Origin of the sequence: Pseudomonas sp. LG1E9, assembly GCF_003290225.1 — a bacterium.
GTDB classification, from domain to species: Bacteria; Pseudomonadota; Gammaproteobacteria; order Pseudomonadales; family Pseudomonadaceae; genus Aquipseudomonas; species Aquipseudomonas cyclaminis.
Genome location: NZ_CP029983.1, coordinates 1,584,769 through 1,606,448 on the forward strand (window position 1 = coordinate 1,584,769; position 21,680 = coordinate 1,606,448).

General features: G+C 60.4%; 22 protein-coding genes. 15 read left to right on the forward strand and 7 right to left on the reverse strand.

From position 1 onward, the window contains the following. Positions 1-32: 32 nt before the first annotated feature. Positions 33-1,187, reverse strand: coding sequence for a Do family serine endopeptidase AlgW (gene algW, locus DNK50_RS07430; protein ID WP_099583973.1), 1,155 nt, complete (start codon positions 1,185-1,187; stop codon positions 33-35). 102 nt (positions 1,188-1,289) lie between these two features. On the opposite strand from algW, the gene DNK50_RS07435 reads away from it, so the two are divergent. The 3 genes from DNK50_RS07435 to cysN all read left to right on the forward strand — a co-directional run bounded on the left by DNK50_RS07435 (position 1,290) and on the right by cysN (position 5,037). Continuing rightward, positions 1,290-2,048, forward strand: coding sequence for a Nif3-like dinuclear metal center hexameric protein (locus DNK50_RS07435; RefSeq protein WP_112193379.1), 759 nt, complete (start codon positions 1,290-1,292; stop codon positions 2,046-2,048). Between the two features lie 163 nt (positions 2,049-2,211). Beyond that, the gene (cysD, locus tag DNK50_RS07440) at positions 2,212-3,129 is read left to right on the forward strand and encodes a sulfate adenylyltransferase subunit CysD (RefSeq protein ID WP_032886164.1); all 918 of its coding nucleotides are present in this window, start codon (positions 2,212-2,214) and stop codon (positions 3,127-3,129) included. 9 nt (positions 3,130-3,138) lie between these two features. Beyond that, the gene (gene cysN / locus DNK50_RS07445) at positions 3,139-5,037 is read left to right on the forward strand and encodes a sulfate adenylyltransferase subunit CysN (RefSeq protein WP_099583975.1); all 1,899 of its coding nucleotides are present in this window, start codon (positions 3,139-3,141) and stop codon (positions 5,035-5,037) included. A gap of 176 nt (positions 5,038-5,213) precedes the next feature. Here cysN and DNK50_RS07450 read toward each other — a convergent pair whose 3' ends face one another. The 3 genes from DNK50_RS07450 to DNK50_RS07460 are packed head-to-tail and all read right to left on the reverse strand — an operon-like array spanning position 5,214 to position 8,609. Then, positions 5,214-6,113 carry an acyltransferase gene (locus tag DNK50_RS07450; RefSeq protein ID WP_112193381.1) on the reverse strand — a complete coding sequence of 300 codons (900 nt, stop codon included), beginning with the start codon at positions 6,111-6,113 and terminating at the stop codon, positions 5,214-5,216. Further along, entirely contained in the window at positions 6,114-8,213 is a 2,100-nt protein-coding gene (gene pta / locus DNK50_RS07455; RefSeq protein ID WP_112193383.1) for a phosphate acetyltransferase, read from the reverse strand. Positions 8,214-8,273: 60 nt separating this feature from the next. After that, complete coding sequence (locus DNK50_RS07460; RefSeq protein ID WP_099583978.1) at positions 8,274-8,609, reverse strand: DUF3565 domain-containing protein; 336 nt, start codon at positions 8,607-8,609, stop codon at positions 8,274-8,276. On the opposite strand from DNK50_RS07460, the gene DNK50_RS07465 reads away from it, so the two are divergent. Next, positions 8,578-9,063, forward strand: coding sequence for a peptidylprolyl isomerase (locus DNK50_RS07465; RefSeq protein ID WP_032886172.1), 486 nt, complete (start codon positions 8,578-8,580; stop codon positions 9,061-9,063). The two genes, DNK50_RS07460 and DNK50_RS07465, sit on opposite strands and share 32 nt — an antisense overlap. A 188-nt stretch (positions 9,064-9,251) precedes the next feature. Here DNK50_RS07465 and rpsT read toward each other — a convergent pair whose 3' ends face one another. Continuing rightward, positions 9,252-9,530: a 30S ribosomal protein S20 gene (gene rpsT / locus DNK50_RS07470; protein WP_003188401.1), complete on the reverse strand. Its 279-nt coding sequence runs from the start codon at positions 9,528-9,530 to the stop codon at positions 9,252-9,254. Positions 9,531-9,784: 254 nt separating this feature from the next. Between rpsT and murJ the strand changes: the two genes are divergently transcribed. The 6 genes from murJ (at position 9,785) to ispH (ending at position 17,295) form a co-directional block, all read left to right on the forward strand. Continuing rightward, complete coding sequence (murJ, locus tag DNK50_RS07475; RefSeq protein ID WP_112193385.1) at positions 9,785-11,323, forward strand: murein biosynthesis integral membrane protein MurJ; 1,539 nt, start codon at positions 9,785-9,787, stop codon at positions 11,321-11,323. Positions 11,324-11,442: 119 nt separating this feature from the next. Beyond that, positions 11,443-12,381 (forward strand): bifunctional riboflavin kinase/FAD synthetase, encoded by a 939-nt coding sequence (gene ribF, locus DNK50_RS07480; RefSeq protein ID WP_160385075.1) that lies wholly within the window; start codon positions 11,443-11,445, stop codon positions 12,379-12,381. 14 nt (positions 12,382-12,395) lie between these two features. After that, a complete protein-coding gene (gene ileS / locus DNK50_RS07485) occupies positions 12,396-15,227 on the forward strand; it encodes an isoleucine--tRNA ligase (RefSeq protein WP_112193387.1) in 2,832 nt (943 codons plus the stop codon). Continuing rightward, positions 15,220-15,729, forward strand: a complete 510-nt coding sequence (lspA, locus tag DNK50_RS07490; RefSeq protein WP_099583982.1) for a signal peptidase II — start codon at positions 15,220-15,222, stop codon at positions 15,727-15,729. Before ileS ends, lspA begins: the two co-directional genes overlap by 8 nt. Before the next feature lie 7 nt (positions 15,730-15,736). Beyond that, positions 15,737-16,174 carry an FKBP-type peptidyl-prolyl cis-trans isomerase gene (fkpB, locus tag DNK50_RS07495; protein ID WP_010213263.1) on the forward strand — a complete coding sequence of 146 codons (438 nt, stop codon included), beginning with the start codon at positions 15,737-15,739 and terminating at the stop codon, positions 16,172-16,174. Positions 16,175-16,347: 173 nt separating this feature from the next. After that, positions 16,348-17,295: a 4-hydroxy-3-methylbut-2-enyl diphosphate reductase gene (gene ispH, locus DNK50_RS07500; RefSeq protein WP_099583983.1), complete on the forward strand. Its 948-nt coding sequence runs from the start codon at positions 16,348-16,350 to the stop codon at positions 17,293-17,295. Here the strand turns inward: ispH and DNK50_RS07505 are convergent. Beyond that, on the reverse strand, positions 17,249-17,830 hold the full coding sequence (locus DNK50_RS07505) for a GspH/FimT family pseudopilin (RefSeq protein ID WP_112193389.1): 582 nt from the start codon (positions 17,828-17,830) through the stop codon (positions 17,249-17,251). The genes ispH and DNK50_RS07505 overlap by 47 nt on opposite strands. Positions 17,831-18,032: 202 nt before the next feature. On the opposite strand from DNK50_RS07505, the gene pilV reads away from it, so the two are divergent. The 5 genes from pilV to thiO all read left to right on the forward strand — a co-directional run bounded on the left by pilV (position 18,033) and on the right by thiO (position 21,345). Continuing rightward, entirely contained in the window at positions 18,033-18,518 is a 486-nt protein-coding gene (gene pilV, locus DNK50_RS07510) for a type IV pilus modification protein PilV (protein WP_112196903.1), read from the forward strand. Further along, positions 18,515-19,222, forward strand: coding sequence for a PilW family protein (locus tag DNK50_RS07515; protein ID WP_112193391.1), 708 nt, complete (start codon positions 18,515-18,517; stop codon positions 19,220-19,222). The genes pilV and DNK50_RS07515 overlap by 4 nt, the downstream gene beginning before the upstream one ends. Positions 19,223-19,229: 7 nt before the next feature. Next, positions 19,230-19,760: a PilX N-terminal domain-containing pilus assembly protein gene (locus tag DNK50_RS07520; RefSeq protein ID WP_099583996.1), complete on the forward strand. Its 531-nt coding sequence runs from the start codon at positions 19,230-19,232 to the stop codon at positions 19,758-19,760. 11 nt (positions 19,761-19,771) lie between these two features. Then, on the forward strand, positions 19,772-20,173 hold the full coding sequence (locus DNK50_RS07525) for a type IV pilin protein (RefSeq protein WP_112193393.1): 402 nt from the start codon (positions 19,772-19,774) through the stop codon (positions 20,171-20,173). Between the two features lie 62 nt (positions 20,174-20,235). Further along, positions 20,236-21,345, forward strand: coding sequence for a glycine oxidase ThiO (gene thiO / locus DNK50_RS07530; RefSeq protein ID WP_112193395.1), 1,110 nt, complete (start codon positions 20,236-20,238; stop codon positions 21,343-21,345). On the opposite strand, the gene DNK50_RS07535 is transcribed toward thiO, so the two are convergent. Further along, the gene (locus DNK50_RS07535; protein ID WP_112193397.1) at positions 21,332-21,565 is read right to left on the reverse strand and encodes a PP0621 family protein; all 234 of its coding nucleotides are present in this window, start codon (positions 21,563-21,565) and stop codon (positions 21,332-21,334) included. The genes thiO and DNK50_RS07535 overlap by 14 nt on opposite strands. Positions 21,566-21,680: the final 115 nt, after the last annotated feature.

Below are 21,680 nucleotides of genomic sequence, written 5' to 3' on the forward strand. Positions count from 1 at the left end.
GTGCCCGCTAAGGGGCACCTGGACGAGGCGGCTTATTCTTCTTCTTTTACCGGAGCCGGCGGCGGGCGCAGGCCGATTTCCGCCGACAACTTGATCTCTTTACCGTTGCGCATCACCAGGATCGCCACCTTATCGGTCGGTTTGATCCGCGCCACCTGGTTCATCGACTTGCGACCATCGCCGGCCGGTTCGCCGTTGATGCTCAGGATCACGTCACCCAATTGCAGGCCGGCTTTCTGCGCCGGTCCGTCGCGGAAGATCCCGGCGACTACGATGCCAGGGCGCCCGGTCAGGCCAAACGACTCGGCCAGTTCCTTGGTCAGCGGTTGTACTTCGATCCCCAGCCAGCCGCGAATAACCTGGCCGTGCTCGATGATCGACTTCATCACTTCCATCGCCAGCTTCACCGGGATCGCAAAACCGATGCCCTGGGAGCCGCCGGACTTGGAAAAAATCGCGGTGTTGATACCGGTCAGGTTGCCATTGGCATCCACCAGCGCGCCGCCGGAGTTGCCGGGGTTGATCGCCGCGTCGGTCTGGATGAAGTCTTCGTAGCTGTTGAGGCCCAACTGGTTACGGCCGGTGGCGCTGATGATGCCCATGGTCACCGTCTGGCCCACCCCGAACGGGTTGCCGATGGCCAGCGCCACATCACCCACCCGCAAGCCATCGGAACGGCCGAGGGTGATGGAAGGCAGGTTTTTCAAATCGATCTTCAACACCGCCAGGTCCGTTTCCGGGTCGCTGCCCACCACGCGGGCCAGGGTTTCGCGGCCATCACGCAGGGCTACCACAATTTGGTCGGCGCCGGTGGTCACGTGGTTGTTGGTGAGGATGTAGCCTTCGGGGCTCATGATCACCCCGGAACCCAGGCTGGATTCCATGCGCCGCTGCTTGGGCCCGTTGTCACCGAAATAGCGGCGGAACTGCGGATCCTCGAACAACGGATGCGCCGGCTTGTTGATGACCTTGGTGGTGTACAGGTTGACCACCGCCGGAGCGGCAATGACCACTGCGTCGGCGTACGTCACCGGGCCTTGCACCACCGCGCTGGTCTGCGGCGCCTGTTGCAGGTTGACATCAAGGCTGGGTAAGCCCACCCACTGGGGATAACGCTGAATAATCAGCATCGCGATCAGCACGCCAGCCAGCAATGGCCATCCAAAAAAACGCAGTGCCTTGAGCATCAAGTAAGTCCTGACAGGTTGCAGGGGGCGGGAGAGCGCCCATAATGTCGCGCATTATACGAGGCTGCGAGCGCCTCGGAACGGGATATTTAGGAGTCTTTTATGGCCGTCCCCCTTACCACCCTCGTCGAGGAAGCGGACCGCTACCTCGGCAGTGCAAAAATCGCCGACTACTGCCCCAACGGCCTGCAAGTCGAAGGCCGTCCGCAGGTGATGCGCATCGTCAGCGGCGTGACCGCAAGCCAAGCTCTGCTGGACGCAGCCGTTGAAGCCCAGGCCGATTTGATCCTGGTGCACCACGGCTATTTCTGGAAAGGCGAGAACCCCTGCATCACCGGCATGAAGCAGCGCCGCCTGAAAACCCTGCTCAAGCACGACATCAGTTTGCTGGCCTATCACCTGCCGCTGGACCTGCACCCCGACGTCGGCAACAACGTGCAGCTTGCCAAGCAGTTGGACATCACCGTCGAAGGCCCTCTCGACCCGACCAACCCCAAGATCGTCGGCCTGGTCGGCTCCCTCGCCGAACCCCTGTCGCCCCGCGACTTTGCCCGCCGCGTGCAGGACGTCATGGGCCGCGAACCGCTGCTGATCGAAGGCAGCGAAATGATCCGCCGCGTCGGCTGGTGCACCGGCGGTGGCCAAGGCTACATCGACCATGGGATTGCCGCCGGCGTCGACCTGTTCCTCAGCGGCGAAGCCTCCGAGCAAACCTTCCACAGTGCGCGGGAAAACGACATCAGCTTCATCGCCGCCGGCCACCACGCCACCGAGCGCTATGGCGTACAGGCACTGGGCGATTACTTGGCGCGGCGTTTTGCGCTCGAACATCTGTTCATCGACTGCCCCAACCCAATCTGAATGTGGGAGGGGGTTTGACGGCATGGCAGGCCAAACCTGGCGGCATATTCATATACCGTTTCGATCTAGCCAGCTCCCTGAATAGAAGAAGGTGCTGTGCTAGCATGCCTCGCTCGAACACGGCCCGCTGGCCGTCCATAAGATCGTTTTTCCGTGAGTAACCATGGTCGACAAACTGACGCATCTGAAACAGCTGGAGGCGGAAAGCATCCACATCATCCGCGAGGTCGCCGCCGAGTTCGACAACCCGGTGATGCTCTACTCGATCGGTAAAGACTCCGCCGTGATGCTGCATCTGGCACGCAAGGCCTTCTTCCCGGGCAAACTGCCGTTCCCGGTGATGCACGTCGACACCCGCTGGAAATTCCAGGAGATGTACGCGTTCCGCGACAAGATGGTCGAGGAACTGGGCCTGGACCTGATCACCCACGTCAACCCCGATGGCGTTGCGCAGGGCATCAACCCGTTCACCCACGGCAGCGCCAAGCACACCGACATCATGAAGACCGAAGGCCTCAAGCAGGCCTTGGACAAGCATGGTTTCGACGCAGCGTTCGGCGGTGCCCGTCGTGATGAAGAGAAATCCCGCGCCAAAGAGCGCGTGTACTCGTTCCGCGACAGCAAGCACCGCTGGGACCCGAAGAACCAGCGCCCCGAGTTGTGGAACGTCTACAACGGCAACGTCAACAAGGGCGAGTCGATCCGTGTATTCCCGCTGTCCAACTGGACCGAGCTGGACATCTGGCAGTACATCTACCTGGAAGGCATCCCGATCGTGCCGCTGTACTTCGCCGCCGAACGCGACGTGATCGAGAAGAACGGCACGTTGATCATGATCGACGACGACCGCATCCTTGAGCACCTGTCCGACGAAGACAAAGCCCGCATCGTCAAAAAGAAAGTACGTTTCCGTACCCTTGGCTGCTACCCGTTGACGGGCGCGGTGGAGTCCGAAGCCGAGACGCTGACGGACATCATTCAGGAAATGCTCCTGACGCGAACTTCCGAGCGCCAGGGCCGTGTCATCGACCACGATGGCGCAGGCTCAATGGAAGATAAAAAACGTCAAGGCTATTTCTAAGGGGCTGTCATGTCGCATCAATCTGATTTGATCAGCGAGGACATCCTCGCCTACCTGGGCCAGCACGAGCGCAAAGAGATGTTGCGCTTCCTGACCTGCGGCAACGTCGATGACGGCAAGAGCACCCTGATCGGGCGCCTGCTGCACGACTCCAAGATGATCTACGAAGATCACCTGGAAGCCATCACCCGCGATTCGAAGAAGTCCGGCACTACCGGTGACGACATCGACCTGGCCTTGCTGGTCGACGGCCTGCAGGCCGAGCGTGAGCAGGGCATCACTATCGATGTTGCCTACCGCTACTTCTCCACCGCCAAGCGCAAATTCATCATTGCCGACACCCCCGGCCATGAGCAGTACACCCGCAACATGGCCACCGGTGCCTCCACCTGTGACCTGGCGATCATCCTGATCGACGCCCGCTACGGCGTGCAGACCCAGACCCGTCGCCACAGCTTCATCGCCTCGTTGCTGGGCATCAAGCACATCGTGATCGCCGTCAACAAGATGGACATCAATGGCTTCGACCAGAGCGTGTTCGAGCAGATCAAGGCCGATTACCTGAAGTTCGCCGACGGTATCGCCTTCAAGCCGAGCACCATGGCCTTTGTGCCGATGTCGGCGCTCAAGGGCGACAACGTGGTGAACAAGAGCGAGCGTTCGCCTTGGTACACCGGCCAGTCGCTGATGGAAATCCTCGAAACCGTCGAGATCGCCAACGACCGCAACTACACCGACCTGCGTTTCCCGGTGCAGTACGTCAACCGTCCGAACCTGAACTTCCGTGGTTTCGCCGGCACCCTGGCCAGCGGCATCGTGCACAAGGGCGACGAGATCGTGGTTCTGCCGTCGGGCAAGAGCAGCCGCGTCAAATCCATCGTCACCTTCGATGGTGAGCTGGAACACGCCGGCCCAGGCCAGGCCGTGACCCTGACCATGGAAGACGAGATCGACATCTCCCGTGGCGACCTGCTGGTGCATGCCGACAACGTGCCGCAAGTAACTGACGCCTTCGACGCCATGCTGGTGTGGATGGCCGAAGAACCGATGCTGCCGGGCAAGAAATACGACATCAAGCGCGCCACCAGCTACGTGCCGGGTTCCATCACCAGTATCGTGCACCGCGTGGACGTGAACACCCTGGCCGAAGGCCCGGCGAGTTCGCTGCAATTGAACGAGATCGGCCGGGTCAAGGTCAGCCTCGACGCCGCCATCGCGCTGGATGGTTACGACAGCAATCGCACCACGGGCGCGTTCATTGTTATCGACCGCTTGACCAACGGCACCGTTGCCGCAGGCATGATCATCGCACCGCCGGTCACTCACGGCAGCGCGGCGCAGCATGGCAAGTTGGCGCATGTGGCCACCGAAGAGCGTGCCCAGCGCTTCGGCCAGCAACCGGCCACCGTGCTGTTCAGCGGCCTGTCCGGCGCTGGCAAGAGCACCTTGGCCTATGCGGTCGAGCGCAAGCTGTTCGACATGGGTCGTGCGGTCTTCGTGCTGGATGGTCAGAACCTGCGTCACGACCTGAACAAAGGTCTGCCACAGGATCGTGCCGGGCGTACGGAAAACTGGCGTCGTGCCGCTCACGTGGCGCGCCAGTTCAACGAAGCCGGCCTGCTGACCCTGGCCGCGTTCGTTGCCCCGGATGCCGAAGGCCGTGAACAGGCCAAGGCGCTGATTGGCGGTGATCGTCTGCTGACTGTGTACGTGCAGGCGTCGCCGCTGGTATGCGCCGAGCGTGATCCGCAAGGCCTGTACGCGGCCGGCGGGGATAACATCCCTGGCGAATCCTTCCCGTACGACGTGCCGTTGAATGCCGACCTGGTGCTCGACACCCAGGCGCTGTCGCTGGAAGACAGCGTCAAGCAAGTGCTGGAACTGTTGCGTCAGCGCGGCGCGATCTAAACCTCGCGGCCACAAAAAAAGCCCGCCACCGAGTGATCGGTGGCGGGCTTTTTCACATCTTCAAGATCGGGCGCGGTCAAATGTGGGAGGGGGCTTGCCCTCGATAGCGGTGGGTCAGCTACGACTGCATCAACTGATGCTCCGTCATCGGGGGCAAGCCCCCTCCCACAGGTTGATCATCGTTTGCCTGGGAAGTCTTTATGCAGCTTTTCCAGCAACGCATCCTTCTCTTCCCATAACCGGTTGATCCAGCCCTGGAACGCCAACCGATACTCCCCATCCTGCTCATAATTCTTGCCAATAAACTCGGCCGGAATCTGCACCTCTTCAAACTGCACCACCACGTCCTTCACATTCCCGCATAGCAAATCCCAATAACCAGGACGCCCGCCAGGGTAGTGAATGGTCACATTCACCAGGGACTTCAGTTGCTCGCCCATGGCGTCCAGCACAAATGCGATGCCGCCAGCCTTGGGCTTGAGCAGGTAACGGAATGGCGATTTTTGCTGGGCATGTTTGCCATCAGTAAACCGTGTGCCTTCGGCAAAGTTGAAAATCCCGACCGGGTTGTCGCGAAACTTCGCACAGGTCTTGCGGGTGGTTTCCAAGTCTTTGCCTTTCTTCTCCGGGTGCTTCTCCAGATAAGCCTTGGTGTAGCGCTTCATGAACGGAAAGCCCAGTGCCCACCACGCCAGACCAATCACCGGCACCCAGATCAATTCCTGCTTGAGGAAGAACTTTAGCGGGCGAATCCGTCGATTGAGCACGTATTGCAAGACCATGATGTCGACCCAGCTCTGGTGGTTGCTGGTCACCAGGTACGAGTGTTGATAATCCAGCCCTTCCAGGCCTTTGAGGTGCCAGCGCGTGCGCTGTACCAGGTTCATCCAACCCTTGTTGTTGGTGACCCAGGCTTCGTGGGTGTGGTTCATCAGCCATTCGCTGAAGCGCTTGGCAAACGGCAACGCCTTGAACAGCGCAACGATGAACAGGAACGAACACAGCAGGATCGTGTTCAGCGCCAGCAACAGCGAAGCGATCACCCCGCGCACGGCGGCAGGTAGAAAATCCAGCATTTAGATATCCATTGGTCGGTTGGCGGCTTGGATCGCGGTCAGGGCGATGGTGTACACGATGTCGTCAACCTGGGCGCCGCGGGGCAGGTCGTTGACCGGTTTGCGCAGGCCCTGGAGCATCGGGCCCAGGCTTACGCAATCGGCGCTGCGTTGTACGGCCTTGTGGGTGGTGTTGCCGGTGTTCAGGTCAGGGAAGACGAACACGGTGGCCTTGCCGGCGACCTGGCTGTTGGGCGCCAGTTGTCGGGCTACGTCCTCGTTGGCGGCGGCGTCGTATTGCAGGGGGCCGTCGATCAACAGCGAGCTTTGCTGTTCATGGGCGAGCAGGGTGGCTTCGCGAACTTTTTCCACTTCCTCGCCGCTGGCCGAATCACCGCTGGAATAGCTGATCATCGCCACGCGCGGGGTAATGCCGAACGCCGCCGCCGAGTCGGCGCTTTGCAGGGCGATTTCCGCGAGTTCCGCAGCGCTTGGGTGCGGGTTCATCACGCAGTCGCCGTACACCAGCACCTCTTCGGGGAACAGCATGAAGAACACCGACGACACCAGCGTGCAGCCCGGCGCCGTTTTGATCAGTTGCAGGGCGGGGCGGATGGTGTTGGCGGTGGAGTGGATAACGCCAGAAACCAGGCCATCCACTTCATCCAGTGCGAGCATCATGGTGGCGATCACCACAGTGTCTTCCAATTGTTGCTCGGCCATCGGCGCGTTGAGGCTTTTGCTTTTGCGCAGCGCGACCATTGGTTCGACGTAGCGTTGGCGGATCAGATCCGGGTCGAGAATTTCCAGGCCTTCCGGCAATTCGATGCCTTGGGCGCGGGCGACGGCTTCCACATCGGCTGGTTTGGCCAGCAACACGCAGCGGGCAATGCCTCGGGCCTGGCAGATGGCGGCGGCCTGGACGGTAAGTGGCTCGCTGCCTTCGGGCAGCACGATGCGTTTGTTGGCGGCCTGGGCGCGTTGGATCAACTGGTAGCGGAACACCGCTGGCGACAGGCGCATTTCCCGTGGTGTGCCGCAACGCTGATGCAGCCAGCGCGCATCAAGGTGGCTGGCGACGAAATCGGTGATGATCTCGGCGCGCTCGCGGTCATCGATGGGGATTTCTTTGTTCAGGTTGTTGAGCAGGTTGGCGGTGTCGTAGGAGCCGGTGCTCACCGACAGCACCGGTAGCCCGGCCTGAAACGCTCCGCGACACAGATCCATGATGCGCGTATCGGGCAGTGTATCGCTGGTCAGCAGCAGGCCGGCCAGCGGCACGCCGTTGATCGCGGCCAGGCTGACGGCCAGGATGATGTCGTCGCGGTCGCCTGGGGTTACCACCAGCACGCCGGGTTTGAGCAGCTCGACGGTGTTACGCATGGTGCGGGCGCAGATGATGATCTTGGTCATGCGCCGGGTTTCGTAGTCGCCGGCGTTGAGGATCTGCGCGCCCATCAGGTCGGCCACGTCGCGGGTGCGCGGCGCGTTGAGTTCCGGTTGATACGGAATGCAGCCGAGCAGGCGGAAGTCACCGCTGCGCAGTAAAGGCGAATGCTCTTTAAGGCGCGCTGAAAACGCCTCCATGCTTTCGTCGGTGCGCACCTTGTTGAGGATTACGCCGAGTACTTTCGGGTCTTTCGGGCCGCCGAACAGTTGGGCCTGCAATTCCACGCGGCCGGAGAGTTCGGTGAGCACTTCGTTTTCCGGAGCGGAGACCAGGATCACTTCCGCGTCCAGGCTCTTGGCCAGGTGCAGGTTGACCCGTGCCGCATAGCTGGCGTTGCGGGTGGGCACCATACCTTCGACGATCAGTACGTCCTTGCCCACGGCGGCCTGCTGATAGAGGGTGATGATCTCTTCGAGCAGTTCGTCGAGCTGGCCGTCGCCGAGCATCCGTTCAACGTGTGCCAGGCCCAAAGGCTGTGGTGGCTTGAGGCCGTGGGTGCGTGCCACCAGTTCGGTGGAGCGTTCGGGGCCGGTGTCGCCGGGGTGCGGCTGGGCAATCGGCTTGAAGAAGCCGACTTTCAGCCCGGCCCGCTCAAGGGTGCGCACCAGCCCAAGGCTGATGGAGGTCAGACCCACACCAAAATCGGTGGGCGCGATAAAAAAAGTCTGCATGCGAATTCTCTGGAGGTGCATGGCTTCGGTGGCGCTCTATGGCTGAGCGCCTACCGGGAATCAGGCGTCAAGGTTATCGTTATTCGGGGCTTGCGCACACCAGCCGCAGGCAAAGGGCTGGCCTATTTTTTCCAGACGCTGTGCGGGGTCGAGTACCCAGGCGCGGGATTGCCATGGCGGCTGGTGGCGCAGATGCTGGGTGTGGCCGCAGGAGAGCTCGGCCACCCAATGCCGTTCTTCGTCCAGATGAAAACCGACGACCGTGACCCTTGATCGGTCCCGTCTGTCCGGGTTCTGTTCGCTTTCGGGCAAATCCTTGTTTAGACTTGTCCGTTCTTCATTCTTATGCAAAAGGTCTCGCCCCATGACGATCGCCGCTAACAAGGCTGTCTCCATCGACTATACCCTGACCAACGACGCTGGTGAGGTCATCGACAGCTCCGCCGGCGGCGCGCCGCTGGTCTACCTGCAAGGCGCAGGTAACATCATCCCAGGCCTGGAAAAGGCACTGGAAGGCAAGGCAGTTGGTGATGAACTGACCGTTGCCGTAGAACCTGAAGATGCCTACGGCGAGTACTCGGCTGAACTGGTCAGCACTCTGAGCCGCAGCATGTTCGAAGGCGTTGACGAGCTGGAAGTGGGCATGCAGTTCCACGCTTCCGCGCCGGACGGCCAAATGCAGATCGTGACTATCCGTGATCTGGACGGCGACGACGTAACCGTCGACGGCAACCACCCTCTGGCAGGCCAGCGCCTGAACTTCCAAGTGAAGATCGTTGCCATCCGCGACGCTTCCCAGGAAGAAGTGGCTCACGGCCACGTTCACGGTGAAGGCGGTCATCAGCACTGATTGATGCGTTAATCAGCTGATAGCAAAAACGCCCCGACTGGTTCGGGGCGTTTTTTTTGCGCTTAAAAAAGCACTGAAGTTCAAATGTGGGAGGGGCGTACTTCAGAAAACAAAAATGCCCCGGACCTTTCGGTACGGGGCATTTCTTAACTGTTTCGCAACCAGGGTTGCGTTGCAGTTGTTACCACTTAGGCAGCAGCAGGAACGCTCAGAGCCTTGATGTGGCCGTTCAGGCGGCTCTTATGGCGAGCGGCCTTGTTCTTGTGGATGATGCCTTTATCGGCCATACGGTCGATAACAGGCACAGCCAGAACGTAAGCTGCTTGAGCTTTTTCAGCGTCTTTGGTGTCGATGGCTTTAACTACATTCTTGATGTAGGTACGAACCATGGAACGCAGGCTGGCGTTGTGGCTGCGACGCTTCTCAGCCTGTTTTGCACGTTTTTTGGCGGAAGGTGTGTTGGCCACCGTCGAGCTCCTCGAAAGACTTTTTAGGAAATAGCAAACAAAATAGGCCGCGAATCATGCCGATGACTTGATGTGTTGTCAAGGGCGGCTGATGCGAACTGCTGAGTGGTCGATCTGAAGAGGCGGGTGATTTATTTCCGGCGCTTGACCTGTAAACTCGCGAGCTTTGGCTCTGTGCTGTTGCAGGCGCGCAGTATCGCATAAGTAGGCGCACAGTTCGCCTGCTCTTTATCTAATAGGCGCAAACTCTTTCAATGAATCTGCTCAAATCGTTGGCCGCCGTCAGCTCTATCACGATGATCTCCAGGGTTCTGGGGTTTGTGCGTGACACCCTGCTGGCACGCATTTTTGGCGCCAGCATGGCCACGGATGCCTTCTTTATTGCCTTTAAATTGCCCAATCTGCTGCGGCGTATCTTCGCGGAGGGAGCATTTTCCCAAGCATTCGTGCCGATTCTGGCGGAATACAAGACCCAGCAAGGCGAGGAGGCCACCCGCACCTTTATTGCCTACGTCTCAGGCCTGCTGACCCTGGTTTTGATGGTGGTGACTATCCTCGGCATGCTCGCCGCACCTTGGGTGATCTGGGCCACGGCGCCCGGTTTCGCCAATACGCCGGAAAAGTTCGCGCTGACCACTGATCTGCTACGGGTTACCTTTCCTTATATATTGCTGATTTCCCTGTCATCCCTGGCCGGGGCGATCCTCAATACCTGGAACCGTTTCTCGGTGCCGGCGTTTGTGCCGACCCTGCTAAACGTCAGCATGATCATTTTCGCGCTGTTCCTCACCCCGTATTTCGATCCGCCGGTCATGGCGCTCGGCTGGGCTGTATTGGCCGGCGGCCTGGCACAATTGCTCTACCAACTGCCGCACCTGAAAAAGATCGGCATGCTCGTGCTGCCGCGCCTGAATCTTAAGGACACCGGCGTCTGGCGCGTGATGCGCAATATGCTGCCGGCGATCCTCGGCGTATCGGTCAGCCAGATTTCCCTGATTATCAACACGGCCTTTGCCTCGCTGCTGGTATCGGGCTCGGTGTCGTGGATGTATTACGCCGACCGCCTGATGGAGCTGCCGTCCGGCGTGCTGGGCGTGGCCTTGGGCACAATCCTGCTGCCTACCCTGGCGCGCACGTATGCCAGCAAGGACCGGCAGGAGTACTCGCGCATCCTTGATTGGGGCCTGCGCCTGTGTTTTGTCCTGGTGTTGCCGTGTGCCCTGGCGCTGGGCATCCTGGCCGAGCCGCTGACGGTTTCACTGTTCCAATACGGCCAATTCGACGCCCATGACGCCTTGATGACGCAGCGCGCGCTGGTTGCCTACTCCGTCGGCCTGCTCGGCATCATCGTGATCAAAGTGCTGGCGCCTGGCTTTTATGCCCAGCAAAACATCCGTACACCCGTGAAAATCGCGATCTTCACGCTGATCGTCACGCAACTGCTCAATCTGGTGTTTATCGGTCCATTGGCTCATGCCGGCCTGGCCCTTGCGATCAGCGCGGGTGCCTGCATCAATGCGGGCTTGCTGTTTTATCAACTGCGCAAACAGCAGATGTTCCAGCCGCAGCCGGGCTGGGGCATGTTTGCCCTCAAGCTGCTGGTGGCGGTGGCAATGATGTCGGCGGTGTTAATGGGCTTGATGCACTTTATGCCGGCGTGGGACCAAGGCCCTATGTTGGAGCGCTTCATGCGTCTGGGCGTGTTGGTTGTCGCTGGCGTGGTGGTGTACTTCGGAATGTTGCTGCTGCAGGGTTTCCGCCTGCGGGATTTCAATCGCAAGTCGTTGAGCTAGAGAGTTTGCCGCGATAAAAGCGGTGTTTTATCGATTCGATCCATTTGCCCTGCGCTGTTGCCTGTCGTATGAGGCTGGGTGTGGTTATAATCGACCACTTTATGAGCAAGAAGCGCGTTATGCAGCTGGTTCGAGGTCTCCACAACCTGCGCCCCCAGCATCGGGGCTGCGTCGCCACTATTGGCAACTTTGACGGTGTTCACCGTGGTCACCAGGCTATCCTGGCCCGGCTGCGCGAGCGTGCGGTCGAGTTGGGCGTGCCCAGCTGCGTGGTGATTTTTGAGCCACAGCCGCGGGAATACTTCACCCCGGAGACGGCGCCGGCCCGCCTGGCCCGCTTGCGGGACAAGCTGCAACTGCTGGCCGAAGAAGGCGTGGACCGCGTCCTCTGCCTGGCTTTCAACCAGCGCTTGCAAAGCCTCAGCGCCGCCGAGTTCGTCGACCGTATCCTGGTGGATGGCCTGGGTGTGCAGCATCTGGAGGTCGGCGACGACTTCCGTTTTGGTTGCGATCGGGTTGGGGATTTCGAATTCCTGCAGCACGCCGGCGTTACCCAGGGCTTTACCGTTGAAGCCGCGCAAACCGTCGAACTGGACGGCCTGCGTGTGAGCAGCACCCAGGTGCGTAATGCCCTGGCGGCTGCCGACTTCGCCCTGGCCGAGCGTCTGCTGGGTCGCCCGTTCCGCATTGCCGGGCGGGTACTGCACGGCCAGAAGCTGGCGCGCCAACTGGGCACGCCAACCGCCAACGTGCAACTCAAGCGTCGTCGTGTGCCGCTTACCGGGGTTTACCTGGTGAGCGTCGACATCGACGGCCAGCCGTGGCCGGGAGTCGCCAACATAGGCGTCAGGCCCACGGTTGCAGGTGATGGCAAGGCCCACCTGGAAGTTCACCTTTTGGATTTTGCCGGTGATTTATACGACCGGCGTTTGACGGTGGTTTTCCACCAGAAGCTGCGTGAAGAGCAGCGTTTCGCCTCCCTTGAGGCGTTGAAAACGGCGATCAATGCGGATGTCGCCGCCGCCCGTGCACTAGCCGCACCTAGCGCCCATCGCTAACCGAAGAGCCTTAAATGACCGACTATAAAGCCACGCTAAACCTTCCGGACACCGCCTTCCCAATGAAGGCCGGCCTGCCACAGCGCGAACCGCAGATCCTGCAGCGCTGGGACAGTATTGGCCTGTACGGAAAGTTGCGCGAGATTGGCAAGGATCGTCCGAAGTTCGTCCTGCACGACGGCCCTCCTTACGCCAACGGCACGATTCACATCGGTCATGCACTGAACAAAATTCTCAAGGACATGATCCTGCGTTCGAAAACCCTTTCGGGCTTCGACGCACCTTATGTTCCGGGTTGGGACTGCCACGGCCTGCCGATCGAACACAAGGTCGAAGTGACCTACGGCAAGAACCTGGGCGCCGATAAAACCCGCGAACTGTGCCGTGCCTACGCCGCCGAGCAGATCGAAGGGCAGAAGTCCGAGTTCATCCGCCTGGGTGTGTTGGGCGAGTGGGACAACCCGTACAAAACCATGAACTTCAAGAACGAGGCCGGTGAAATCCGCGCCTTGGCAGAAATCGTCAAGGGTGGTTTCGTGTTCAAGGGCCTCAAGCCCGTGAACTGGTGCTTTGACTGCGGTTCGGCATTGGCCGAAGCCGAAGTCGAGTACGAAGACAAAAAGTCCTCGACCATCGACGTGGCGTTCCCGATCGCCGACGACGCCAAGCTGGCCCAGGCATTCGGCCTGGCAAGCCTGAGCAAACCAGCGGCCATCGTGATCTGGACCACCACCCCGTGGACCATCCCGGCCAACCAGGCGCTGAACGTGCACCCGGAGTTCACCTACGCGCTGGTAGACGTCGGTGATCGCCTGCTGGTGCTGGCCGAGGAAATGGTCGAGGCGTGCCTGGCGCGTTACGAGCTGCAAGGCTCGGTCATCGCCACCACTACCGGCTCCGCGCTGGAACTGATCAACTTCCGTCACCCGTTCTATGACCGCCTGTCGCCGGTGTACCTGGCTGACTATGTCGAGCTGGGCTCGGGCACTGGCGTGGTCCACTGCTCGCCCGCCTATGGCGTTGACGACTTTGTGATCTGCAAGAAGTACGGCCTGGTCAACGATGACATCATCAACCCGGTACAAAGCAACGGCGTGTACGTGCCTTCGCTGGAGTTCTTCGGCGGTCAGTTCATCTTCAAGGCCGACCAGCTGATCATCGAAAAGCTGCGTGAAGTCGGCGCACTGATGCAAACCGACACCATCAAGCACAGCTACATGCACTGCTGGCGCCACAAAACTCCGCTGATCTACCGCGCCACCGCGCAGTGGTTCATCGGCATGGACAAAGAGCCAGCCAGCGGCGATACCCTGCGCAACCGCGCGATCAAGGCCATCGAAGACACCAAGTTCGTCCCGGCCTGGGGCCAGGCGCGCCTGCACTCGATGATCGCCAATCGTCCGGACTGGTGCATCTCCCGCCAGCGTAACTGGGGCGTGCCGATCCCGTTCTTCCTGAACAAGGAAAGCGGCGAGTTGCACCCGCGTACCGTCGAGCTGATGGAAGTCGTGGCCCAGCGCGTTGAACAGGAGGGCATCGAAGCCTGGTTCAAACTGGACGCCGCCGAACTGCTTGGCGACGAAGCGCCGCAGTACGACAAGATCAGCGACACCCTCGACGTGTGGTTCGACTCGGGCACCACCCACTGGCACGTGCTGCGTGGCTCGCACCCGATGGGCCACGAGACCGGCCCGCGTGCCGACCTGTACCTGGAAGGCTCGGACCAACACCGTGGCTGGTTCCACTCCTCGTTGCTGACCGGTTGCGCCATCGACGATCACGCCCCGTACCGCGAATTGCTGACCCACGGCTTCACCGTCGACGAGACGGGTCGCAAGATGTCCAAGTCGCTGAAAAACGTGATCGAGCCGAAAAAGATCAACGACACCCTGGGCGCCGACATCATGCGTCTGTGGGTGGCCTCGACCGATTACTCGGGCGAGATCGCCGTATCGGACCAGATCCTGGCCCGCAGCGCCGATGCCTATCGTCGCATCCGCAATACCGCGCGCTTCCTGCTGTCGAACCTGACCGGTTTCAACCCGGCCACCGACATCCTGCCGGCCGAGGACATGCTCGCCCTGGACCGTTGGGCCGTGGACCGCACCCTGTTGCTGCAGCGCGAGTTGCAGGAACACTACGGCGAATACCGCTTCTGGAACGTGTACTCGAAGATCCACAACTTCTGCGTGCAGGAACTGGGTGGTTTCTACCTCGACATCATCAAGGACCGCCAGTACACCACCGCCGCTAACAGCAAAGCACGCCGTTCGGCGCAGACTGCGCTGTACCACATCAGCGAAGCGCTGGTGCGCTGGATCGCGCCGATCCTTGCGTTCACCGCCGACGAACTGTGGGAATACCTGCCGGGCGAGCGCAACGAATCCGTGATGCTCAATACCTGGTACGAAGGCCTGACCGAACTGCCTGCCGACTTCGAACTGGGCCGCGAGTACTGGGAAGGCGTGATGGCCGTCAAAGTTGCGGTGAACAAGGAGCTGGAAGTTCAACGTGCGGCCAAGGCCGTCGGTGGCAACCTGCAAGCTGAAGTCACCCTGTTTGCCGAGGAAGGCCTGACCGCCGACCTGGCCAAACTGAGCAACGAGCTGCGCTTCGTGTTGATCACCTCCACGGCGAGCCTGGCGCCATTCGCTCAAGCACCGGCTGATGCCGTGGCTACCGAAGTGCCGGGCCTCAAGCTTAAAGTGATGAAGTCCGCCTTTGCCAAGTGCGCCCGTTGCTGGCACTGCCGTGAAGATGTGGGTGTGAACCCTGAGCATCCGGAAATCTGTGGTCGTTGCGTCGACAACATCTCCGGTGAAGGCGAGGTTCGCCACTATGCCTAACGCCAGTCGTTTCGGACGCCTGGGCTTGCTCGTGTTGAGTTTGCTGGTCCTGGTCATTGACCAGGTCAGCAAGGCTCACTTCGAGGGCTCCCTGGAAATGTTCCAGCAGATCGTGGTGATCCCCGATTACTTCAGCTGGACCCTGGCCTACAACACCGGCGCCGCGTTCAGCTTCCTCGCTGATGGCGGTGGCTGGCAGCGCTGGCTGTTTGCCGTTATCGCGCTGGTGGTCAGTGCGGTGCTGGTGGTGTGGCTCAAGCGCCTGGGTCGCGATGACACCTGGCTGGCCGTTGCCTTGGCCCTGGTGCTGGGTGGTGCGCTGGGTAACCTGTACGACCGCATTGCCCTTGGCCATGTGATCGACTTCATCCTGGTGCATTGGCAGAACCGTCATTACTTCCCGGCGTTCAACTTCGCCGACAGCGCCATCACCGTCGGCGCAATCATGTTGGCGCTGGATATGTTCAAAAGTAAGAAAACCGGAGAGACCGTCAATGACTGATCAGGTATTGGCTGAGCAACGCATCGGCCAGAACACGGAAGTCACTTTGCACTTTGCATTGCGCCTGGAGAATGGCGACACGGTCGACAGCACGTTCGACAAAGCCCCTGCGACCTTCAAGGTCGGTGACGGCAACCTGCTGCCGGGTTTTGAAGCGGCCCTGTTCGGTTTCAAGGCCGGCGACAAGCGCACCCTGCAGATTCTGCCGGAAAACGCCTTTGGCCAGCCCAACCCGCAAAATGTGCAGATCATCCCGCGTTCGCAGTTCCAGGACATGGACCTGTCGGAAGGCCTGCTGGTGATCTTCAACGACGCGGCGAATACCGAACTGCCTGGCGTGGTGAAAACCTTCGATGACGCGCAAGTGACGATCGACTTCAACCACCCGTTGGCCGGTAAAACCTTGACCTTTGACGTTGAAATCATCGACGTTAAAGCACTTTGATCAACGCCCCGGTCTAAAATGTGGGAGGGGGCTTGCCCCCGATGGCAGCGGCTCAGTCAAAGATGTATCAATTGACACGCAGCCATCGGAGGCAAGCCCTCTCCCACTTTTGATCTCTATTGTCAGTTCAGTAGCATCAACTCTGACCCCCCGCGCCAGACACGAGGCACAGCATGCAAATCAAACTCGCCAACCCCCGTGGCTTCTGCGCCGGCGTGGACCGTGCGATCGAAATCGTCAATCGCGCCCTGGAAGTCTTCGGTCCGCCGATCTACGTGCGTCATGAAGTCGTCCACAACAAGTTTGTGGTCGAAGACCTGCGCGCACGCGGCGCGATCTTTGTCGAAGAGCTAGACCAGGTGCCGGACGACGTGATCGTCATCTTCAGTGCCCACGGTGTTTCCCAGGCCGTGCGTACCGAAGCAGCAGGCCGTGGCCTCAAAGTGTTCGATGCCACCTGCCCTCTGGTCACCAAGGTGCACATCGAAGTCGCGCGCTACAGCCGCGACGGTCGGGAATGCATCCTGATCGGTCATGCCGGTCACCCGGAAGTCGAAGGCACCATGGGCCAATACGACGCCAGCAATGGCGGCGCCATCTACTTGGTGGAAGACGAGAAAGACGTCGCCAACCTGCAGGTGCACAACCCAGATCGTTTGGCCTTCGTCACCCAGACCACCTTGTCCATGGACGACACCAGCCGTGTGATCGATGCCCTGCGCACCCGTTTCCCGGCCATCGGCGGCCCGCGTAAGGATGACATCTGCTACGCCACCCAAAATCGCCAGGACGCGGTCAAGCAATTGGCTGACGAGTGCGATGTGGTTCTGGTGGTCGGCAGCCCCAACAGCTCCAACTCCAACCGTCTGCGTGAGCTGGCTGAGCGCATGGCTACCCCGGCGTACTTGATCGACGGGGCTGAAGACATGCAGCGCAGTTGGTTCGATGGCGTCCAGCGTATCGGCATCACAGCGGGTGCTTCTGCCCCAGAAGTACTGGTGCGCGGTGTTATCCAGCAACTGCACGCCTGGGGGGCTACCGGCGCTGATGAGTTGGCGGGACGTGAAGAGAACATCACTTTCTCCATGCCCAAGGAACTGCGGGTTCGCTCACTGCTCTGAATACCAGGGGGCCGGAGGTACTCTGGCACAACGCCTGTTCGGCTTTATCGCTGCGCAGGCTGATGCGCCCACTGGGCGCCAGCACCACTTGGTGCACGCTTTGCGCCGAGTCCTTGGCGCATACGTGCACAGTGCCGGCACGAAAACCTCCCCCTGAAAATACCGGTTCGCCCAACCCGCTGAACCGCACCTGGCTTTTGACCGGGCCATTTCCCACTATCGGCACACGACCGCTGTCCTGGCGCTCCAGCAGCACCGGGTTGTTGTCGTCCAGATGGCCGCGCCCGCTGATGTCCACTATCACCCGCCAACCTCGACTCCAGTCATCGTCCAGTGCGTGAATGACCACCGCGCGGTTACGCGTGATGGCTTCGGTGCGTGCGAAGCGAAGTCCGTTGGTCAGCGATTGCGCCGCGCTTTGTCGCTGCTGTGACTCCAGCAGCCCCGCGAAACCCGGCACTGCCAGATGCGCCAGGATGCCGCTCACGATCAGTCCGAGCAGCAGTTCGATCAGGGTAAAACCTCGTTGTCCCATTGGTCGTCCCTCCGTGGACGTGTGCAGAAAGCAGGTTGAGACATAGGTATAGCGCCCGGCGCGGAGTGCCGAATGATGGCCTTCATGTCCAAAGTATTTCCCTTTGTTCCATCGGCAGCGCGGGCGAAAAACCGACGCTAGTCTTGGGCCGCACCGCAGGATTTTCCTGCTTTTTTGCCCTTCGACACGGATGACGACGGTAATGCTTGCCTGCCTGAATACCTGTTTTCCCCACGCTGTAGCGCGACATCAAATCGGCATGACGTTAATTGAGGTGCTGGTAGCGGTGCTGATTCTCGCGGTCGGCCTGTTAGGCGCGGTGGTGCTCCAGCTCAATGCCCTCAAATACACCGACAGTTCGAGGATGACCAGTCAGGCCAGTTTCATTGCCTACGATATGCTCGACCGAATCCGCGCCAATTCCGGCGCCGACTACTCATCGCCAGGGAGGGTAAGGGCTCCGGCCAACACCGCGACTGCCAGTGTGCGTGACCTGGACCTGCATGATTTCGAGGCCAATATTCGCGGTTTTGCCGGGGAAAGTGCCAAAGGCTCTGTGGTGGTCAGTAGAAATGAGGTGACGGTCAGTATCAGTTGGGATGACCGATCGAGTTCAAGCATCCCTGATGCGCGGGAAACCTTTACCCTGACCAGTCGCATCGACCCAGGGCCAGAGGTGGCGCAATGAGGCCTGTGGCGAGGGGGTTCAGCTTGATGGAGTTGCTGCTGGCCCTGGCAGTCGGTTTGGTGCTGGTGCTTGGGGGCAGCCAAGTGGTGATCGGTTCCCGAATGACCCACGCCAGCCAGCAGGCAGCCATGTTGCTGCAGGACGACGCGCGGTTTGCGCTGGGCAAGATGCTCCAGGACATCCGTCAGGCGGGCATGTTTGGCTGTATGGCTACTGCGTTTATCGACAATGCCCCACCGGCCTTTGATCGGCCGGTTGGCTGGAGTGCCGGGGGCGGTTCAACGTCGCTGACACTGTTGACTGCGGACGTGGGTGATGGCGGTGGCAAACCTGACTGGACGGTGTTGTCCGACTGCACGGGTACGGCCTATGCATACGGCGGGACCTCACCGTCGCCAGTTCCCGGGCAGATTCGCTTTGCCATTCGCCAACTCACCTACACCTTCGAGGCCGGCCAGTTAAAGGTCAGCACGCCTGCTGCGCCGGCCAGGGCAGTGTTGGTGGATAACGTGGGGGCGTTCGATCTCAGTTTCGGTGTGGCGGCCGGGCCGACATCGGCGCAGGTAGTGCGCTACGACGCCATGCCGTCTGACGAGTCGTTGATCCGCAGCGTACGCATCCGCATGACGCTGCGAGACCCGACGGGCCGGGTGAAAGATCAAACCTATAGCGTCGTGGCGGCGCTGCGTAACCGTGTGGGGTAGGACGGTCATGGTGCTGACTGACGGTATTTCTTCGCAGCAGAGGGGAATGGTGCTGCTGATAAGCCTGGTGTTTTTGCTGCTGTTGTCACTGATTGGCTTGTCGTCAATCCAAGGTGCGGTGGCCCAGCAAAAGATCAGCGGCAGCCTGTGGCAACGAAACCAGTCGCTTCAAAACGCCGAAAGCGGCTTGAGGCTGGGAGAGCAGGCGGTGCAGCGAGCGGGTGTCGGGTGGCCGCAGTGCTGGTCGATCGTTACCTGCGCGCCGCCGGACGAGGCGTTTTTGCTGGTGGCTGCAGGGACGAACCCTGTTTCGGCAGTGACCTGGGTTGCCGTCAGGGGAGGGCTCTACGGCATTCAAGCCTTGGGTCCTGGCGTAGGGCTGGCGCATCTGCCGCCTCATGCCTCGGCGGCGGTCTACCGGGTGACGGCGGTCGGGTTCAGCGGCCAGTCGCGCACGGTATTGGAGACTGTATATGCGCGGGTGGAATTGGAAAGTGGCCCGCGGTTTCGGCGGGTGTCATGGCGACAGCTTCAATGAGGAACAGTGGCATGGGCATGGACTGCCGGGGCTTTACCCTGATCGAGTTACTTATCTGCGTAGCGATCATCGCGTTTCTGGCCGGGATCGCTTACCCCGGCTACACCCGTCATGTAAAAAAGGTCTATCGCGCGGAAATTGTCGCGCTACTGACCGAGCAAGCTCAGCACCTTGAGCGTTTTTATACGAGGAACGGCACTTTTATTGACGCCAGCGGCGTCAGCACCGGCAATGATCGCTATAGAATCACCGCTGCGTTGAACCCTCAGGATTTCTACCTGGTCGCTACGCCGGGCGTCGATTCGTTGATGGTGGGTGACCCCTGTGGTGACTTCAGCCTTAGCAGCACGGGTGTGCGGGCCAATCCGGGGGCAGCACCTGAAATGTCGCGCCAGACATGCTGGGGGCAATGATGTGGGTGCTGGATGATTGGGCGCCAGGTGCGCTTGTTCCTATTTATCGGCTGGATCGAATGATGGCTAAGCAACAGCAAGTGGTGATTGTCGGCGGCGGAGTCATTGGCCTGCTGACGGCGTACAACCTGGCGAGCCAGGGGCAGGCGGTGGTCCTGTTGGAGCGGGCCGATGTGGGGCAGGAGTCTTCATGGGCGGGCGGTGGCATTGTGTCTCCGCTGTATCCTTGGCGCTACAGCCCGTCGGTCACTGCATTGGCCCATTGGTCCCAGGATTTTTATCCGCAACTGGCTGAGCGCCTGTTTGCCGCCACCGGCATCGACCCTGAGGTTCATACCACCGGCTTGTACTGGCTGGACTTGGAAGATGAGGCCGAGGCGCTGGCGTGGGCGGTCCGTGAAGGTCGGCCTCTAGGCAAAGTGGATGTGTCGGCCGCCCATGATGCGGTTCCGGTGCTGGGTGGCGGGTATTCCAGCGCGATCTATATGGCTGACGTGGCCAATGTGCGCAACCCTCGCTTGGTCAAATCCCTCAAGGCTGCGTTGTTGGCACTGCCTGGCGTAACTGTTCACGAACAGTGTGAAGTCACTGGATTTGTCATGGAAGGCGACAATGTAGTGGGCGTAAACACGGCAGTGGGGGCGATTGTCGGGGAGCAAGTGGTACTGGCAGCAGGCGCGTGGAGCGGTGAGTTGCTCGGCACGCTGGGCTTGGTGCTGCCGGTGGAACCGGTCAAGGGGCAGATGATTTTGTACAAATGCGCCTCGGACTTCTTGTCGAGCATGGTCCTGGCCAAGGGCCGTTATGCCATCCCCCGGCGCGACGGGCATATTCTCATTGGCAGTACCCTGGAACACGAGGGCTTCGACAAGACCCCCACCGATACTGCGCTGGAAAGTCTCAAAGCCTCGGCTGTGGAGCTGATTCCCGCCCTGGCAGACGCCGAAGTAGTGGGGCATTGGGCCGGTTTGCGCCCAGGCTCACCGGAAGGTATTCCCTATATCGGCCAGGTTCCCGGCTTTAAAGGGCTGTGGCTCAATTGCGGGCATTACCGCAACGGCCTGGTACTGGCGCCGGCGTCCTGTCAGTTGTTTGCAGACTTGCTGCTGGGGCATGCGCCGATCATCGATCCTGCGCCTTACTTGCCTGAAGGTCGCATCAGCGCTGTATAGACTTCGGTCCCTGCTCCAGATGCGCCTGAGTGCAATACCACTCCTGGCGCAACCTTAGGGCGCGATCCTGTGGCAGGTGCACGCCGCAGTGGGCGCAACGCACCATCAACGCAGCGTCAGGCTCGTTGTTGCGTTGCTGCTTGGCGGCCGGTTTTTTGAATTTGCGCCAGAACCATACCGCGGCAGCAATAACGGCAATCCAGAACAGAAGACGAAGCATGATGGGCGGTTTCTCGATAAGGAATGCGCCAGTTTAGCCAAGGACGTGGCAGACGCACAGCGCAATAATACTGCCCATAAAAAAGGAGCCCCGAGGGGCTCCTTTTTTGCGTTGC

Bases quoted from the DNA above. Each gene is read 5' to 3' on its own strand.
- algW (WP_099583973.1), bottom strand. From the start codon at position 1,187: ATGCTCAAGGCACTGCGTTTTTTTGGATGGCCATTGCTGGCTGGCGTG.
- DNK50_RS07435 (WP_112193379.1), top strand. From the start codon at position 1,290: ATGGCCGTCCCCCTTACCACCCTCGTCGAGGAAGCGGACCGCTACCTC.
- cysD (WP_032886164.1), top strand. From the start codon at position 2,212: ATGGTCGACAAACTGACGCATCTGAAACAGCTGGAGGCGGAAAGCATC.
- cysN (WP_099583975.1), top strand. From the start codon at position 3,139: ATGTCGCATCAATCTGATTTGATCAGCGAGGACATCCTCGCCTACCTG.
- DNK50_RS07450 (WP_112193381.1), bottom strand. From the start codon at position 6,113: ATGCTGGATTTTCTACCTGCCGCCGTGCGCGGGGTGATCGCTTCGCTG.
- pta (WP_112193383.1), bottom strand. From the start codon at position 8,213: ATGCAGACTTTTTTTATCGCGCCCACCGATTTTGGTGTGGGTCTGACC.
- DNK50_RS07465 (WP_032886172.1), top strand. From the start codon at position 8,578: ATGACGATCGCCGCTAACAAGGCTGTCTCCATCGACTATACCCTGACC.
- DNK50_RS07460 (WP_099583978.1), bottom strand. From the start codon at position 8,609: ATGGAGACAGCCTTGTTAGCGGCGATCGTCATGGGGCGAGACCTTTTG.
- murJ (WP_112193385.1), top strand. From the start codon at position 9,785: ATGAATCTGCTCAAATCGTTGGCCGCCGTCAGCTCTATCACGATGATC.
- ribF (WP_160385075.1), top strand. From the start codon at position 11,443: ATGCAGCTGGTTCGAGGTCTCCACAACCTGCGCCCCCAGCATCGGGGC.
- ileS (WP_112193387.1), top strand. From the start codon at position 12,396: ATGACCGACTATAAAGCCACGCTAAACCTTCCGGACACCGCCTTCCCA.
- lspA (WP_099583982.1), top strand. From the start codon at position 15,220: ATGCCTAACGCCAGTCGTTTCGGACGCCTGGGCTTGCTCGTGTTGAGT.
- ispH (WP_099583983.1), top strand. From the start codon at position 16,348: ATGCAAATCAAACTCGCCAACCCCCGTGGCTTCTGCGCCGGCGTGGAC.
- DNK50_RS07505 (WP_112193389.1), bottom strand. From the start codon at position 17,830: ATGGGACAACGAGGTTTTACCCTGATCGAACTGCTGCTCGGACTGATC.
- pilV (WP_112196903.1), top strand. From the start codon at position 18,033: ATGCTTGCCTGCCTGAATACCTGTTTTCCCCACGCTGTAGCGCGACAT.
- DNK50_RS07515 (WP_112193391.1), top strand. From the start codon at position 18,515: ATGAGGCCTGTGGCGAGGGGGTTCAGCTTGATGGAGTTGCTGCTGGCC.
- DNK50_RS07520 (WP_099583996.1), top strand. From the start codon at position 19,230: ATGGTGCTGACTGACGGTATTTCTTCGCAGCAGAGGGGAATGGTGCTG.
- DNK50_RS07525 (WP_112193393.1), top strand. From the start codon at position 19,772: ATGGGCATGGACTGCCGGGGCTTTACCCTGATCGAGTTACTTATCTGC.
- thiO (WP_112193395.1), top strand. From the start codon at position 20,236: ATGGCTAAGCAACAGCAAGTGGTGATTGTCGGCGGCGGAGTCATTGGC.
- DNK50_RS07535 (WP_112193397.1), bottom strand. From the start codon at position 21,565: ATGCTTCGTCTTCTGTTCTGGATTGCCGTTATTGCTGCCGCGGTATGG.